The following is a 14,034-nucleotide window of genomic DNA, read 5'->3' as shown; positions in this document are numbered from 1 at the left end:
GCTCCGCTCCCTGATCCGGCACGATCCGAACGTAGGGCCACGGTCCGAAGCGATACGGTTGACCGGGGTACACGTCCTGAAGGGGACGCGGTACCCCGGTTTCCGTTTGTTCGTGGGAGGACGTACATGGGTTTCCAGGACACGCCCGAGGAGTGGCAGGTCACCGCGTCGGTGACCCCCTTCACCGGCAACAAGACCAGCGTCCGCACCGACGACGTCGTGATGCCCGACGGCAGCGTCCACAGCCGCGACTACCAGGTCCACCCCGGATCCGTGGCGGTGCTCGCACTCGACGACGAGGGCCGGGTCCTCGTCCTGCGGCAGTACCGGCACCCGGTGCGCCACAAGCTGTGGGAGATCCCGGCGGGGCTCCTCGACATCCCCGGTGAGAACCCGCTGCACGCGGCGCAGCGCGAACTCTACGAGGAGGCCCACGTCAAGGCCGAGGACTGGCGGGTGCTCACCGACGTCTACACGACGCCGGGCGGCTGTGACGAGGCCGTACGCATCTTCCTCGCCCGGGACCTCTCCGAGGCCGAGGGCGAACGCTTCGCGGTCTCCGAGGAGGAGGCCGACATGGAGGAGGCCCGAGTGCCTCTGGAGGACCTCGCGCGAGGGGTGCTCGCGGGTGACCTGCACAACAACTGCCTGGTCGTCGGCGTCCTGTCGCTGACCGCGGCGCTCGCGGGCGACGGGGTCGACTCCCTGCGCCCGGCCGATGCGCCCTGGCCCGCCCGGCCCTTCGAGGCCTGACGATCCGCCGGCTCCCGTCTTCCGTGCGTCCGTGTCGCGGCGAACGGAGGACGGCGAGCAGGCGGCTGATCGTACGAAATGCTGATCCGATCGGGGGATGCGTCCGCCGCGCTCGGCCATGATCGTCCGCACCGCTGAACTAGGGTCTGTCCGGCGGAGCTTCGCGGGCCCACGACGCCTGGCACGCACTCTCGCCGTACGCCCGAATCACCCGAGTACGTCCAGTACGAGGGCGATCCTGACGCACGCCGAGAGCACGCACCAGACGCCGCGGGCTGATCCACGAAGATCCGCCGGACAGACCCTAGGCTCGAAAGGCCCCGCGCGGAGTTCCGGCGGGCAACCGCGTGCAGCGAAGTGGAGCGTGGCCCGTGACCGATCAGGCGGTGGACACCAGCGGCCCGGCCGAAACGGCGAGGACGTCCGGAGCCGATGAACCGCCGGACGTCACTCCATCCCAGTTCTTCGGCCGCGAAAGAGAACTGAAAGCCCTTCAGGAAGATGTCGGGCGGGCAGGCCTGGACACCCTGGCCGGCCGCAAAGCCGCCCGGGCACGGGTCCTGCTGATCGCGGGGCGTCCCGGATCCGGACGCTCCGCCCTCGCCGCCGAACTCGCCCGCAGGCTCACGGAACCGGGGGACTACCCCGACGGGGTCTTCCATGTCCAGCTCACGGATCCGGACGGTGAGCGGGTCCCGGGGGAGCGCACGGCGCGCGGGCTGCTGGACCTGCTCGCCGTTCCCGCTCCGCCCGGGGCGGACGAGGACGAGCTCTCCGGGATGGTCCGGGAGGCGTTCGCCTCGCGGCGGGCCCTGATCGTGCTCGACGACGCCGTGGACGCGGAGCAGGTCGACCCGCTGCTCCCCGACAACCCGGACTGCCTGGTCGTCGCGGTCGCGACCGGTCCCCTCACCGGGATTCCGGGGGTCCGCCCATGCACCGTCGGAGGTCTCGACACCGGTTCCGCGGTCCGGCTGCTCGCCCGCGCCATCGGGCAGGTCCGCGTCACCGTGGATCCCCGCACGGCCGAGGCGCTCGCGCAGGAGTGCGGAGGACACCCCGCCACACTCACCCTGGTCGCCGGCTGGCTCGCCGCACGACCGGGCGCGTCGGTCGCCGATGCCGCCGGACGACTGCGCGACCAGCAGGTCGACTCCGAAGTCCCGGCGGCGTCGAGGCCGTTGGCGCGCGCTTTCAGGCTGGTCCACGAGTCGCTCCCGCCGGCGGCCGCCCGTACCCTGCGCCTGCTCGCCCTCGCACCCGCCGGTCTGGCCGACGCCCACACCGCGTCCGCGCTGGCCGGATGCTCGGTGCCGGCGGCGGAGACCGCCCTCGACGACTTCGTGCGGCTCGGGCTGCTCAGGACGGACGGCGCGCGACAGCCTCAGTACGAACTGCCGGGCTGTCTCGCCCCGTTGGTGCGCGCCGCACTGGAGGAGGCGGAGCGGCCCGGCGAGATCCAGCTGGCGCGGGCAAGGATGCTGGAGCGGACCGTACGCAGGCTCCAGGCGTGCCGGGCGGTCACCGACCCCGAGGACTCCCCGGCCCGCCGCAGGCTGGCCGGGCTGCCGAGCTCCCTGCGCTTCTCCCCTCCGGAGTCCGCCGCGGAGTGGCTCAGGATCCGCGAGCCCGCGCTGGTGGCCGCCGCCCGCTCCGCGGTGAGGGAGGGGGATCTGGACACCCTCGCCCGACGGCTGGTGGCCGCTCTCGTCAGGGCTCTCGCGGCGCACCGGGGCACGGAGGACGCCGCTCCCGTGCTCTACGGGCTGCACGGCCTGGTCCTCGACGTGGCCGAGCGCCGAGACCTGCCCCGGGAGAAGGCGGCGGCCCTGCTGAACCTCGCCGATCTGGACGCCAGGACCGGCCGTACGGAGGGGGCGCTGGTGCGCTACCGGGCGGCCCTCGACGCCGGACGCGCCGCAGGTGACCTCTACGCGACCGGCCGGGCGATGGAATCCGCAGGTGGGGCCTACGCCGAACTGGGCGACTTCAGCCGGGCCTCCGACTGGTACGGCCGGGCCCTGGCGCAGCGGCTCGGCCAGGGCGAGCGGGCCGACGCGGCGCGGCTGTACGGACGGCTCGGGGCCGTACACGCCTATGCCGGGCGTTACGGCGAGGCCCTGCGCGACTGGCGGGCGGCCGCGGCCGGGTACCGCAGGCTCGGGGACGTCCCGGCCCAGGCGCGGGCGCTCAGCGAGGCGGCCCGGGTGCAGGAGTACGCGGGCCGGCCGCAGGAATCGCTCCACACCTGCAGGGAGGCGGTCGAGCTGGCGCGCAGGGCGGGTGACGTGCGTCTGCAGGCCGCGCTCGAGCTCAGGCTGGCCGACACCCTGGACCGGCTCGGCGACCCGGCGGCGGCCCGGCTGCACCGTGCCACAGCCGACAGACTGCTCGAAGACGACAGTGGCGCCTGCGAAATCCGTAGTGCATCCGCAGAAAATTAATGCTTTGTAAGGCTGGACAGCGCGAAGCCCTTCATTAATGATGGCTCTGCCGCGCATCACTGCGGTGTCTCCCCCTATGCTTGATTCATGCGGGTATGCCCCGCCATGTCCGAGCACATCACCGAGCCAAGGACCGTGATCGACGTGAAGGTCGGCATCCCCCGCGAAGTCAAGAACAACGAGTTCCGGGTGGCGATCACCCCTGCCGGAGTGCACGAGCTCGTCCGCCACGGCCACCAGGTCCTCGTCGAGCAGCACGCCGGCGAGGGGTCCTCCATCCCGGACGCGGAGTACGTGGCCGCCGGTGCGCGGATCCTCCCCACCGCCGACGAGGTCTGGGCCGCCGCCGACCTGCTGCTCAAGGTCAAGGAGCCGGTCGCCGAGGAGTACCACCGCCTCCGCAAGGGTCAGACCCTCTTCACCTACCTGCACCTCGCCGCCTCGCGCGAGTGCACGGACGCGCTGCTCGCCTCGGGCACCACCGCCATCGCGTACGAGACGGTCGAGACCGCGACCCGGGCCCTGCCCCTCCTCGCCCCGATGTCCGAGGTCGCCGGGCGCCTCGCCCCGCAGGTCGGCGCCTACCACCTGATGCGCTCGGTCGGCGGCCGCGGTGTGCTCCCCGGCGGTGTCCCCGGCACCGGTTCGGCCCGTGCCGTCGTCATCGGCGGCGGCGTGTCCGGCTGGAACGCCACGCAGATCGCCGTCGGGCTCGGCTTCCACGTGACGCTGCTCGACAAGGACATCAACAAGCTCCGTGAGGCCGACAAGGTCTTCGGCACGAAGGTGCGGACCGTCGTCTCGAACGCCCTCGAGCTCGAGAAGGCCGTCGTCGAGGCCGACCTCGTCGTGGGTGCCGTGCTCATCCCGGGAGCGAAGGCTCCCAAGCTGGTCACCAACGAGCTGGTCGCCAAGATGAAGCCCGGAAGTGTTCTTGTCGACATTGCGATCGACCAGGGCGGCTGCTTCGAGGACTCGCGTCCGACCACGCACGCCGACCCGACGTTCAACGTCCACGACTCGGTCTTCTACTGCGTCGCCAACATGCCCGGCGCGGTGCCCAACACCTCGACGTACGCCCTGACCAACGCCACGCTGCCCTACATCCTGGAGCTGGCGAACCGTGGCTGGGTGGACGCCCTGCGCCGTGACGCCGCGCTCGCCAAGGGTCTCAACACCCATGACGGACAGGTGGTTTACCGCGAGGTGGCCGAGTCGCACGGGCTCGACCACGTCGCCCTGGAGACGCTTCTCGGCTGAGTGGGTCAACTCTCCCCGTCAACCTCACGCGTCCGGCCGGACCCCGCTCAGCGGGGTCCGGCCGGACGCGTCCGCGTACCCGGCCCAACTCGTCGGAGACGTAACCCTCTACCCGTTTTGCACCCCTGCCAAAGGTGCGTCCCGGACGCTTCTCGCTCTTGACAGCGGGGTGTTCGATTGCCGACACATCGGGCCGGGTCCGGCGGATTGTGTTGCTGCGAACCGGTGACACGCCATAGAGTCGCCAATCGTCGGCATGGTGCCACGCTGACCTATCGATAAGTTTCCTGGTCACATCCAAGGAGGTAAGACGACTTGTGAATGAGTCGACAATTACTCCCGGGGGTGGTCAACCAGGGATGCCCGCACGGGGTCTGAGCCCGATCGGGCTCGAAGCTGTCGGCTCCGTCGCTGTCCGCACCTTCGCCACCCACCAGCAGATGACGACAGCCCCCCAGATGATGGACGGCCTACACGTGAACGCCATGGCCGGCAACGAGAGTGGCCGGGAGACCGCCCACTTCGCCGACTTCGCCGAGGTGCCCGAGGGGCACTTCTACGACCCCGATGCCGAATACGAGCCCGACCCGGAGTACGCGGCCACGCTCGCGCCCGACGCCGCCCGTCAGCGCCGTGAGCGGATCGGCCCGACCGGCCGCCCGCTGCCGTACTTCCCGATCCCCGGTCCGCTGACCGACCACGGTCCCGCGAAGATCATCGCGATGTGCAACCAGAAGGGCGGCGTCGGCAAGACCACGTCGACCATCAACCTGGGTGCCGCACTCGCGGAGTACGGCCGGCGTGTGCTGCTCGTCGACTTCGATCCGCAGGGCGCCCTGTCCGTCGGACTCGGGGTCAACCCGATGGAACTCGACCTCACCGTCTACAACCTGCTCATGGAGCGGGGCATGGCCGCCGACGAGGTGCTGCTGAAGACGGCCGTGCCCAACATGGACCTGCTCCCCAGCAACATCGACCTCTCGGCCGCCGAGGTGCAGCTGGTGAGCGAGGTTGCCCGGGAGTCGACGCTCCAGCGTGCCCTGAAGCCGCTGATGGCCGACTACGACTACATCGTGATCGACTGTCAGCCCTCGCTCGGCCTGCTCACCGTCAACGCCCTGACGGCCGCTCACAAGGTGATAGTCCCGCTGGAGTGCGAGTTCTTCGCGCTGCGAGGTGTGGCGCTGCTCACCGAGACCATCGAGAAGGTCCAGGAGCGTCTCAACCCCGAGCTGGAGCTCGACGGCATCCTCGCCACGATGTACGACTCCCGCACGGTGCACAGCCGTGAGGTGCTCGCACGCGTCGTCGAGGCCTTCGACGACCACGTCTACCACACCGTCATCGGACGGACCGTGCGCTTCCCCGAGACCACGGTCGCCGGTGAGCCCATCACCACCTACGCGTCGAACTCGGTCGGCGCGGCCGCCTACCGTCAGCTCGCCAGGGAGGTGCTCGCCCGGTGTCACGCCGAGTGAGTCTGCCGGGCGCCGACGAGCTGTTCCGTACCACCGGGGGCATGGGCCTGCAGGCCTCGTCCCCAGCCGAGCGGCGACGCAAGGCGAACGGCGAGGCGCGGGTCCCCGCGCCCTCCGGCGGGAGCGAGCCGGCGGCGGAGACCGGCCAGGGCGGCACACAGGCGAGCGGTGACACACCCGGTGCGCCCCGGGAGGAGCACTCCGCGGCCGACGCCGACGGCGGCGGCTCCCGCGGCCGTGCCGAAGCCGAGGAGCGGGACGCGCCCGTCCCGCCCCCGGCGCGCACGGCACAGCCCGCGGGTGCGGCCACCACGGTCCAGCCGCAGCGCGGACGGGGCGGAGGGCGGGGTGCGAACCGCCGTCCCAGTGGCCGGGAGCGCCACGACGAGAAGATCACCGTCTACGTGTCGGCCGAGGAACTCATGGACCTCGAGCACGCGCGTCTCGTGCTGCGCGGCGAACACGGCCTGGCCGTGGACCGCGGGCGTATCGTCCGGGAGGCCGTAGCCGTGGTGCTGGCCGACCTGGAGTCGCGCGGCGACGCGAGCATCCTCGTACGGAGGCTGCGGGGCCGCTGACCGGCGAGGCGCCGGTAGCCTGCCGGGGAGGGCCGCCGTACGCGCGGCCCGGCCCCGGGGCGCACCGCCCACCTCCCGCCGCACCCCTGGACCCCAGCACATGCCGACTGCCGACGACACGCCCCGCCCGACCCGCCGAGCCCTCGGCCGCGGCCCGGGGACGCGGCCGGCGGCGGCCCCGGCGGAGTCGCCTCCGACCGCTGAGGCCCTCCTGGCGCCCCCTGTGCCTCCTCCCGGGGTCTCCGCGGCCCCTGGAGGCTCTCCTGAGCCGTCCGGGCCTCCCGCGCCCGCCCAGGAGCCACCCGTGCCCTCTCCGGACCGTACGGAGGCCGTCGAGCGCGGGCGGGACACGACGGACGAGGTGGCAGGACCGGTTCCACCGGTCGCACCCGCGCGGGACGCGCCGGAACCGCCGGTCCAGGTCCCCGAGGCCGGTGACGACCGCCGGTTCACCGTCCGGCTGGTCAACTTCGAGGGCCCCTTCGACCTGCTCCTCCAGCTCATCTCGAAGCACAAGCTCGATGTGACCGAGGTCGCGCTGTCGAAGGTCACCGACGAGTTCATGGGGCACATCCGCGCCATGGGGCCGGACTGGGACCTCGACCAGACCACCGAGTTCCTCGTCGTCGCGGCGACGCTCCTGGACCTGAAGGCGGCCAGGCTGCTCCCCACGGCCGAGGTGGAGGACGAGGCGGACCTCGCCCTGCTGGAGGCGCGGGACCTGCTCTTCGCCCGACTGCTGCAGTACCGCGCGTACAAGCGGATCGCGGAGATCTTCAGCGACCGGCTGGACTCCGAGTCGCGTCGCCACCCCCGCACGGTCGGACTGGAACCCCAGCACGCGGCGCTCCTGCCCGAGGTCGTGATCAGCATCGGCCCCGAGGGTTTCGCTCGGCTCGCGGTCAAGGCGATGCAGCCGAAGCCGAAGCCCCAGGTCTACGTCGACCACATCCACGCCCCCCTCGTCAGCGTGCGCGAACAGGCGGAGATCGTGGTGGCGCGGCTGCGCGCGGAGGGCGAGATCAGCTTCCGGGAGCTGACCGAGGACGCGGCGGACACCCTCACGGTCGTCGCACGCTTCCTGGCCCTTCTGGAGCTCTACCGGGAGAAGGCGGTCACGCTCGACCAGGAGGAGGCGCTCGGCGACCTGCTGGTGCGCTGGGCCGGGGCCGAGGGGGCGGAGCCGGTGGTCACGGACGAGTTCGACCAAGAGGTGCGCGAACCGCAGGAGGATCGAGAGGCATGAGCACAGAAGACGACGGGCGCGACACCACGGTTGCCGGGCTCGACCTCAAGCCCGCCCTGGAGGCGGTCCTCATGGTCGTCGACGAGCCCGCCACCGAGGAGCACCTCGCCAAGATCCTCCAGCGTCCGCGCCGGGCCGTCGCGGACGCCCTGCGCGAGCTGTCCGACGAGTACACCGCGCAGCGCCGCGGATTCGACCTCAGGCTCGTCGCCGGAGGCTGGCGCTTCTACACCCGCCCCGAGTACGCCCGGGCCGTCGAGGGGTTCGTCCTGGACGGCCAGCACGCCCGGCTCACGCAGGCCGCGCTGGAGACGCTCGCCGTCGTCGCGTACCGTCAGCCGGTCAGCCGGTCGAGGGTGTCCGCGGTGCGCGGGGTCAACTGCGACGGCGTCATGCGCACCCTGCTCCAGAGGGGTCTCGTCGGGGAGGCGGGCACGGAACCCGAAACAGGTGCGATCCTGTACAGGACGACGAACTACTTTCTGGAGCGCATGGGCCTGCGAGGCCTGGACGAGCTCCCGGAGCTCGCGCCCTTCCTCCCGGAGGCGGACGCGATCGAGGCTGAGACGCTAGAGGGTGTGCCGTCGTTCGATCCGGACGCACCGGACACCCCGGATACTCACGCAGACGACAAGACGGATTTTTGATGCGAAGCAGTGGCAGGAACAGCGGAAGCGGCGGCAGCAGCGGCGGCCGGAGCAGTGGCGGCGGCCGCGGCAGGAACAACGCCGGCACCGGCAGGAACAGCAACCCGAACCCCCGGGTTCCCCGCTCCGAGCGCGACGACAAGCGCGACGACAAGCAGGAGCAGCGCCCCCGCCGGCCCCGTCCCGAGGAGCGCCGCTACGACGTCGGCTCCGACAAGCCGGGCGGCGACGGCGGCCCCCGCAAGGGCCGTGGTTCCGCCGCGCGCGGTGGGGCCAAGGGCGGCCCGAAGTCCGCGCAGAACGTGAGCAAGGGCGGCCGCCGCCAGGGCGCGCCCGCCCGCCCCCGGGAGCTCGACGCCAAGATCGAGCAGCGCAACCGCGACAGGTACGCCGGGAAGCCCGAGATCAAGCTGCCCAAGACCCACCCGGGCGCCGAGCAGGAGGGCGAGCGCCTGCAGAAGATCCTCGCCCGCGCCGGCATGGGCTCCCGCCGGGCCTGCGAGGAGCTGATCGAGCAGGCCAGGGTCGAGGTCAACGGCGAGATCGTCCTCGAACAGGGCATGCGCGTCGACCCGCAGAAGGACGAGATCAAGGTCGACGGCCTGACCGTCGCCACCCAGTCGTACCTCTTCTTCGCGCTGAACAAGCCCGCAGGTGTCGTCTCCACCATGGGAGACCCCGACGGCCGGCAGAACCTCGGTGACTACGTCACCAACCGTGAGACGCGGCTGTTCCACGTGGGCCGTCTCGACACCGAGACCGAGGGCATCATCCTGCTCACCAACCACGGTGAGCTGGCACACCGGCTGACCCACCCCAAGTACGGGGTGAAGAAGACCTACCTGGCAGCCATCCAGGGGCCGCTCCCGCGCGACCTCGGCAAGCGGCTCAAGGACGGCATCCAGCTGGAGGACGGGTACGCCCGGGCCGACCACTTCCGCGTCGTCGAGAACACCGGCAAGAACTACCTGGTCGAGGTCACCCTCCACGAGGGCCGCAAGCACATCGTCCGCCGGATGCTGGCCGAGGCCGGCTTCCCGGTCGACCGGCTGGTGCGGACGTCGTTCGGGCCGATCCCGCTGGGCGACCAGAAGTCGGGCTGGCTGCGCCGCCTGACCAACACCGAGGTGGGCATGCTGATGAACGAGGTCGGCCTGTAGGCCGCACCACCCGCAATCGAGGCCCGTGGCCGGTCCCGTTCGTTTTTCGAACGGGACCGGCCACGGGCCTTTCGCCGTCCCCCGTTCTTCTTTATAGTCAGAGTGACCATAAAGAAGAAGGAGGCGGCGCGGTGACGCTCGCGGACATACTCGACCCCCTGCAACAGCCCCTGGTGACAGCCCTCGGCACGCCGGTCAGCTGGACCGAGGTGCTGGGATTCGGCAGCGGCGCGCTGTGCGTGTGGCTCGTGGCCCGCCAGCACCTGGCCAACTGGCCCATCGGCATCGCCAACAACCTCTTCTTCATCCTGCTGTTCACCCAGTCCGGTCTGTACGCCGACGCCGGCCTGCAGATCGTCTTCATCTCCCTCGCCGTGTACGGCTGGTGGACCTGGACCCACGGGGGTGGACCGGGTTCGTCCGTCCTGCCGGTGCGGAGCACCTCCCGCACCGAATGGACCTGGCTGCTCGCGGCGGGGGCGGTGGGGACGCTCGGTCTCACCCTGCTGCTCTCCAGGGCCACCGACTCCACCGTGCCGTTCTGGGACGCCCTGACCACCTCGCTGTCGCTGATGGCGACGTACGGGCAGTGCCGCAAGAGGGTCGAGTCCTGGTGGCTCTGGATCGCCGCCGACCTGGTGTACATCCCGCTCTACGCGTACAAGGAGCTCTACCTGACCTCCCTGCTCTACGCGGGCTTCCTCGTCCTCTGCCTGATCGGGCTGCGCGACTGGAGGCGGGACCTCGCGCCGCACCACCGCGAGGACAGGGCGGTGGCGGCGTGAAGCGGTACGGGCACGGTCTCGTCCTCGGCAAGTTCTATCCGCCCCACGCCGGCCACCACCACCTCGTCCGTACCGCCCGGGACCGGTGCGAGCGGCTCACCGTGCTGGTCTGCGCCGCCTCCGTCGAATCCGTGTCCCTCGCCGACCGGGTCGCCTGGATGCGGGAGGTCCACCCCGACGTGCGGGTGGTGGGGGCGGTGGACGACATCCCCGTGGACCTCACCGACGCCGCCGTCTGGGACGCGCACATGGAGGTGTTCACCACCGCCGTGCCCGAACGGGTCGACGCGGTCTTCACCTCGGAGCCGTACGGCGAGGAGCTCGCCCGCCGCTTCGGCGCCCGGTCCGTCCTCGTCGACCCGGAGCGCATGCTCTTCCCGGTCTCCGGCACCGCGGTCCGCGCCGACCCCGTCCGCTGCTGGGACCACCTGGAGCCACCCGTACGCGCCGCGCTCGCCCGCCGGGTCGTGGTCCTCGGCGCCGAGTCCACCGGCACGACGACGCTGGCCCGCGCCCTGGCGGGCCACTACCGCCGGCGCGGCGGTGTCTGGGCGCGCACCGGGTACGTCTCCGAGTACGGGCGGGAGTTCAGCGAGGAGAAGCTCGCCGCGCTGCGCGCACGGTGGCCCGGGGCCCAGTGGGAGGACGTGGCCTTCACCACCGACGAGTTCCCCCTCATCGCCGAGACCCAGAACGCCAGGGAGGAGGCCGCGGCACGGGCCGGCTCCCCGGTGCTCTTCTGCGACACCGACTCGTTCGCCACCACCGTCTGGCACGAGCGCTACATCGGCGGGCGCAACCCCCTCGTCGAGCTGACCGCCGACCGGGTCGGCCACCACCTCTGGCTGCTCACCGACCACGAGGGAGTGCCCTTCGAGGACGACGGGCTGCGCGACGGCGAGGAGTTGCGGCCCTGGATGACCGACCGCTTCCGTGCCGAACTCACCCGTACCGGCAGGCGGTTCATCGAGATCACCGGCACCCGCGAGGAGCGGCTGCGCACCGCGGTCGAGGCCGTCGACGAACTGCTCGCCACCGGATGGCACTTCACCGCACCCCTGCCGGAGAAGCGATGAGCACCGCCCCCGACGGTTACGACCCCCGGGCCTTCGAGCCCTTCGCCGTCACCGTGGACCTCGCCGTCTTCACCGTCCGCGAGGCGCGGCTCCACGTGCTGCTCGTCGAACGCGGACAGGCCCCCTATCGGGGGCGGTGGGCACTGCCCGGCGGTTTCGTCCTGCCGAGGGAGTCCGCGGAGGAGGCGGCCCGCCGCGAGCTCGCGGAGGAGACCGGCCTCACCCAGAAGTCGGTCCGCGCCTTCCACCTCGAACAACTGCGCACCTACAGCGACCCGGACCGCGACCCGAGGATGCGGGTCGTCTCCGTCGCCTATGCCGCTCTCGTGCCCGACCTCCCCGAACCCCAGGGCGGCGGGGACGCGGCCAGCGCCCGGTGGTGGGACGTGAACGGCGCCGGGCCGCTGGCCTTCGACCACGACGGCATCCTGGCCGACGCGCACGACCGCATCGGCGCCCGGCTGGAGTACTCCTGCCTCGCCACCGCTTTCTGCCCCGAGGAGTTCACCCTCGGCGAGCTCCAGCAGGTCTACGAGACCGTCTGGGGCGTCGAGCTCGACCGGCCCAACTTCCGGCGCAAGGTCCTCGCCACACCCGGCTTCGTCCAGGCCGTGGACGGACCGCCGCGCCGCACCGGAGGGCGGGGGAAACCCGCCGCCCTCTACCGGGCGGGTGCCGCCACCGCCCTGCACCCCCCGCTGCTGCGCCCTGACGGGCGTCCCGAAGGACGGACACAAGGACGGAGACCATGATCCCGACAAGGATTCTCACCAAGCAGGCCGCCACGGGCGCGCTGACCGGGCTCGCGCTCGGCGACGCGCTGGGCTTCCCCACCGAGTTCAACGACGTCCCCTCGATCCTCGCCAAGTGCGGGCCCTGGCGGCAGATGGCCCTGCCGACGCCGGCGTTCGTCACCGACGACACCCAGATGACCATCGCGCTGGGACGCGGGATACGCACCGCGATGGACCAGGGCCTGCTCACCCCGGAGCGGATGGCGGGCCCCGTGCGGGAGGAGTTCGTGCGCTGGAACCGCTCGCCCGACAACAACCGGGCCCCCGGCCGCACCTGCATCGAGGCGTGCGAACTCCTCGAGGGCGACAGGGTCTGGCAGGAAGCCAGCCGGACCGGATCCAAGGGCTGCGGCGCCGACATGCGCGTCGCGCCCATCGGCCTCGTACCCGGTCTGAGCGACGAACAGCGCGCCGGGGCCGCCCAGCTCCAGTCCGCCCTGACCCACGGTCACCCCACCGCGCTGGCCGCCTCCGACCTGATGGCGCGCGCGGTGTTCCTGCTCGCACAGGGGACTGAGCCCCTCGGACTGGTGGGCCAGCTCCGCTCGTACGCCTACGAGAACCGCGGGCGCTACCTGAGGCGGTGGCTCGGTGACCTGTGGCGCTACACCCACGACGCCTCGCCCGAGGCCTTCATCAGCCGCGGCTGGGACGAATGCCTCACCGCCCTCGCACGGGTCCAGGACGCACTGCGCTCCCCGTCGCCCGAGACCGACCCCTGCGAGGTCACCGGTGACGGCTGGATCGCCGAGGAGGCCCTCGCCACCGCACTGCACTGCTTCCTCCTCTTCCCCGAGGAGCCCGTCACCGCCCTGCGCAGAGCCGCCTGCACCCGGGGCGACTCCGACTCCCTGGCCTGTATGACGGGGGCGCTCGCGGGGGCGCACCTCGGGGCGGGGGCATGGCCCAAGGAGTGGTCGGAACGCATCGAGTACCGCAGCGACCTGCTGTCCCTGGCGGCGCTCTGGGACGCTTGACGCATGAACACCGACCCCGACCTCCTGGCCCGCGCGGGGCTCCCCGCCATCGACCTCGCGTCCGTACTCGACGGGGAGCCGTGCCCGCTCGCCTTCGCGACGGTCTCGGGAGCCCACCTGTACGGCTTCCCCTCCCAGGATTCGGACGTGGACCTGCGGGGGGTCCACGTCCTGCCCGCGAAGGACCTGGTCGGGCTCCGGGAACCGGAGGAGACGCGGTCGCGGATGTGGGACCACGACGGCGTCGAGATGGATCTGGTCACCCACGACCTGCGCAAGTTCGTCCGGCTCATGCTGAAGCCGAACGGCTACGTCCTGGAGCAGTTGCTCTCCCCGCTGGTGGTGCACAGCACGGAGCTGCACGCCGAACTGGCCTCGCTGGCACCGGCGGTGGTGACCAGCAACCACGCCCACCACTACCGCGGCTTCGCGGGCACGCAGTGGCGGCTGTTCGGGAGGACCGGTGAACTCAAGCCGCTGCTCTACACGTTCCGGGCGCTGCTCACCGGCATCCACCTGATGCGCACCGGCACGCTGGTGGCACACCTGCCGACCCTGCTGGACGAGGTCGCCGCCCCGGCCTGCCTTCCCGAACTGATCCAGGCCAAGGCGGAGGCCGAGCACGGGCCGGCGCACCTGGTCGACGCGGGACGGGCGTCGCGTGACATCGAGGCACTGCACGCCGTGCTCGACGAAGCCCAGGCTGGCTCGCACCTCGCCGAGGCACCGTCGGGCTTCGGCGCTCTGCACGATCTCGTCGTCCGGGTCCGGCTGACGGATCCGGCCTCCTGACCCCGGGACTCCAGAAGTTTGCGGGAACGGCAAGCTTGGTTGCC

The 14,034-nt window shown here is 71.7% G+C and carries 13 protein-coding genes; all 13 read left to right on the top strand.

Annotated features, from left to right (window positions below):
• Positions 1 to 126 precede the first annotated feature (126 nt).
• Positions 127 to 753, top strand: a complete 627-nt coding sequence (locus tag ACGFNN_RS29685; protein WP_393560471.1) for an NUDIX domain-containing protein — start codon at positions 127 to 129, stop codon at positions 751 to 753.
• 371 nt (positions 754 to 1,124) lie between these two features.
• Positions 1,125 to 3,197, top strand: a complete 2,073-nt coding sequence (locus tag ACGFNN_RS29680; RefSeq protein ID WP_393560469.1) for a tetratricopeptide repeat protein — start codon at positions 1,125 to 1,127, stop codon at positions 3,195 to 3,197.
• Positions 3,198 to 3,341: 144 nt separating this feature from the next.
• Complete coding sequence (gene ald / locus ACGFNN_RS29675; protein WP_393560520.1) at positions 3,342 to 4,457, top strand: alanine dehydrogenase; 1,116 nt, start codon at positions 3,342 to 3,344, stop codon at positions 4,455 to 4,457.
• Positions 4,458 to 4,816: 359 nt separating this feature from the next.
• Positions 4,817 to 5,935, top strand: a complete 1,119-nt coding sequence (locus ACGFNN_RS29670) for a ParA family protein (RefSeq protein WP_103513592.1) — start codon at positions 4,817 to 4,819, stop codon at positions 5,933 to 5,935.
• Positions 5,932 to 6,513, top strand: a complete 582-nt coding sequence (locus ACGFNN_RS29665; RefSeq protein ID WP_393560518.1) for a hypothetical protein — start codon at positions 5,932 to 5,934, stop codon at positions 6,511 to 6,513. The genes ACGFNN_RS29670 and ACGFNN_RS29665 overlap by 4 nt, the downstream gene beginning before the upstream one ends.
• Positions 6,514 to 6,613: 100 nt before the next feature.
• The gene (locus tag ACGFNN_RS29660) at positions 6,614 to 7,759 is read left to right on the top strand and encodes a segregation/condensation protein A (RefSeq protein WP_393560467.1); all 1,146 of its coding nucleotides are present in this window, start codon (positions 6,614 to 6,616) and stop codon (positions 7,757 to 7,759) included.
• The gene (gene scpB, locus ACGFNN_RS29655) at positions 7,756 to 8,406 is read left to right on the top strand and encodes an SMC-Scp complex subunit ScpB (RefSeq protein WP_393560465.1); all 651 of its coding nucleotides are present in this window, start codon (positions 7,756 to 7,758) and stop codon (positions 8,404 to 8,406) included. The genes ACGFNN_RS29660 and scpB overlap by 4 nt, the downstream gene beginning before the upstream one ends.
• Positions 8,406 to 9,566: a pseudouridine synthase gene (locus ACGFNN_RS29650; RefSeq protein WP_393560463.1), complete on the top strand. Its 1,161-nt coding sequence runs from the start codon at positions 8,406 to 8,408 to the stop codon at positions 9,564 to 9,566. Before scpB ends, ACGFNN_RS29650 begins: the two co-directional genes overlap by 1 nt.
• A 131-nt stretch (positions 9,567 to 9,697) precedes the next feature.
• Complete coding sequence (gene pnuC / locus ACGFNN_RS29645; protein WP_393560461.1) at positions 9,698 to 10,351, top strand: nicotinamide riboside transporter PnuC; 654 nt, start codon at positions 9,698 to 9,700, stop codon at positions 10,349 to 10,351.
• Positions 10,348 to 11,427, top strand: coding sequence for an AAA family ATPase (locus ACGFNN_RS29640; RefSeq protein ID WP_393560459.1), 1,080 nt, complete (start codon positions 10,348 to 10,350; stop codon positions 11,425 to 11,427). Before pnuC ends, ACGFNN_RS29640 begins: the two co-directional genes overlap by 4 nt.
• Complete coding sequence (locus ACGFNN_RS29635) at positions 11,424 to 12,179, top strand: NUDIX domain-containing protein (RefSeq protein ID WP_393560458.1); 756 nt, start codon at positions 11,424 to 11,426, stop codon at positions 12,177 to 12,179. The genes ACGFNN_RS29640 and ACGFNN_RS29635 overlap by 4 nt, the downstream gene beginning before the upstream one ends.
• Positions 12,176 to 13,198, top strand: a complete 1,023-nt coding sequence (locus ACGFNN_RS29630; protein WP_393560456.1) for an ADP-ribosylglycohydrolase family protein — start codon at positions 12,176 to 12,178, stop codon at positions 13,196 to 13,198. Before ACGFNN_RS29635 ends, ACGFNN_RS29630 begins: the two co-directional genes overlap by 4 nt.
• A 3-nt stretch (positions 13,199 to 13,201) precedes the next feature.
• Positions 13,202 to 13,990 carry a DNA polymerase beta superfamily protein gene (locus ACGFNN_RS29625; protein WP_393560454.1) on the top strand — a complete coding sequence of 263 codons (789 nt, stop codon included), beginning with the start codon at positions 13,202 to 13,204 and terminating at the stop codon, positions 13,988 to 13,990.
• The last annotated feature ends 44 nt before the right edge of the window (positions 13,991 to 14,034 follow it).

Origin of the sequence: Streptomyces sp. NPDC048590, assembly GCF_043199535.1 — a bacterium.
Lineage (GTDB): Bacteria > Actinomycetota > Actinomycetes > Streptomycetales > Streptomycetaceae > Streptomyces.
This window is presented reverse-complemented; position numbering and strand designations above follow the sequence as displayed.

Excerpts from the sequence above, each read along its gene's own strand:
- ACGFNN_RS29685 (WP_393560471.1), top strand. The coding sequence starts at position 127 with ATGGGTTTCCAGGACACGCCCGAGGAGTGGCAGGTCACCGCGTCGGTG.
- ACGFNN_RS29670 (WP_103513592.1), top strand. The coding sequence starts at position 4,817 with ATGCCCGCACGGGGTCTGAGCCCGATCGGGCTCGAAGCTGTCGGCTCC.
- ACGFNN_RS29660 (WP_393560467.1), top strand. The coding sequence starts at position 6,614 with ATGCCGACTGCCGACGACACGCCCCGCCCGACCCGCCGAGCCCTCGGC.
- scpB (WP_393560465.1), top strand. The coding sequence starts at position 7,756 with ATGAGCACAGAAGACGACGGGCGCGACACCACGGTTGCCGGGCTCGAC.
- ACGFNN_RS29650 (WP_393560463.1), top strand. The coding sequence starts at position 8,406 with ATGCGAAGCAGTGGCAGGAACAGCGGAAGCGGCGGCAGCAGCGGCGGC.
- ACGFNN_RS29635 (WP_393560458.1), top strand. The coding sequence starts at position 11,424 with ATGAGCACCGCCCCCGACGGTTACGACCCCCGGGCCTTCGAGCCCTTC.
- ACGFNN_RS29630 (WP_393560456.1), top strand. The coding sequence starts at position 12,176 with ATGATCCCGACAAGGATTCTCACCAAGCAGGCCGCCACGGGCGCGCTG.
- ACGFNN_RS29625 (WP_393560454.1), top strand. The coding sequence starts at position 13,202 with ATGAACACCGACCCCGACCTCCTGGCCCGCGCGGGGCTCCCCGCCATC.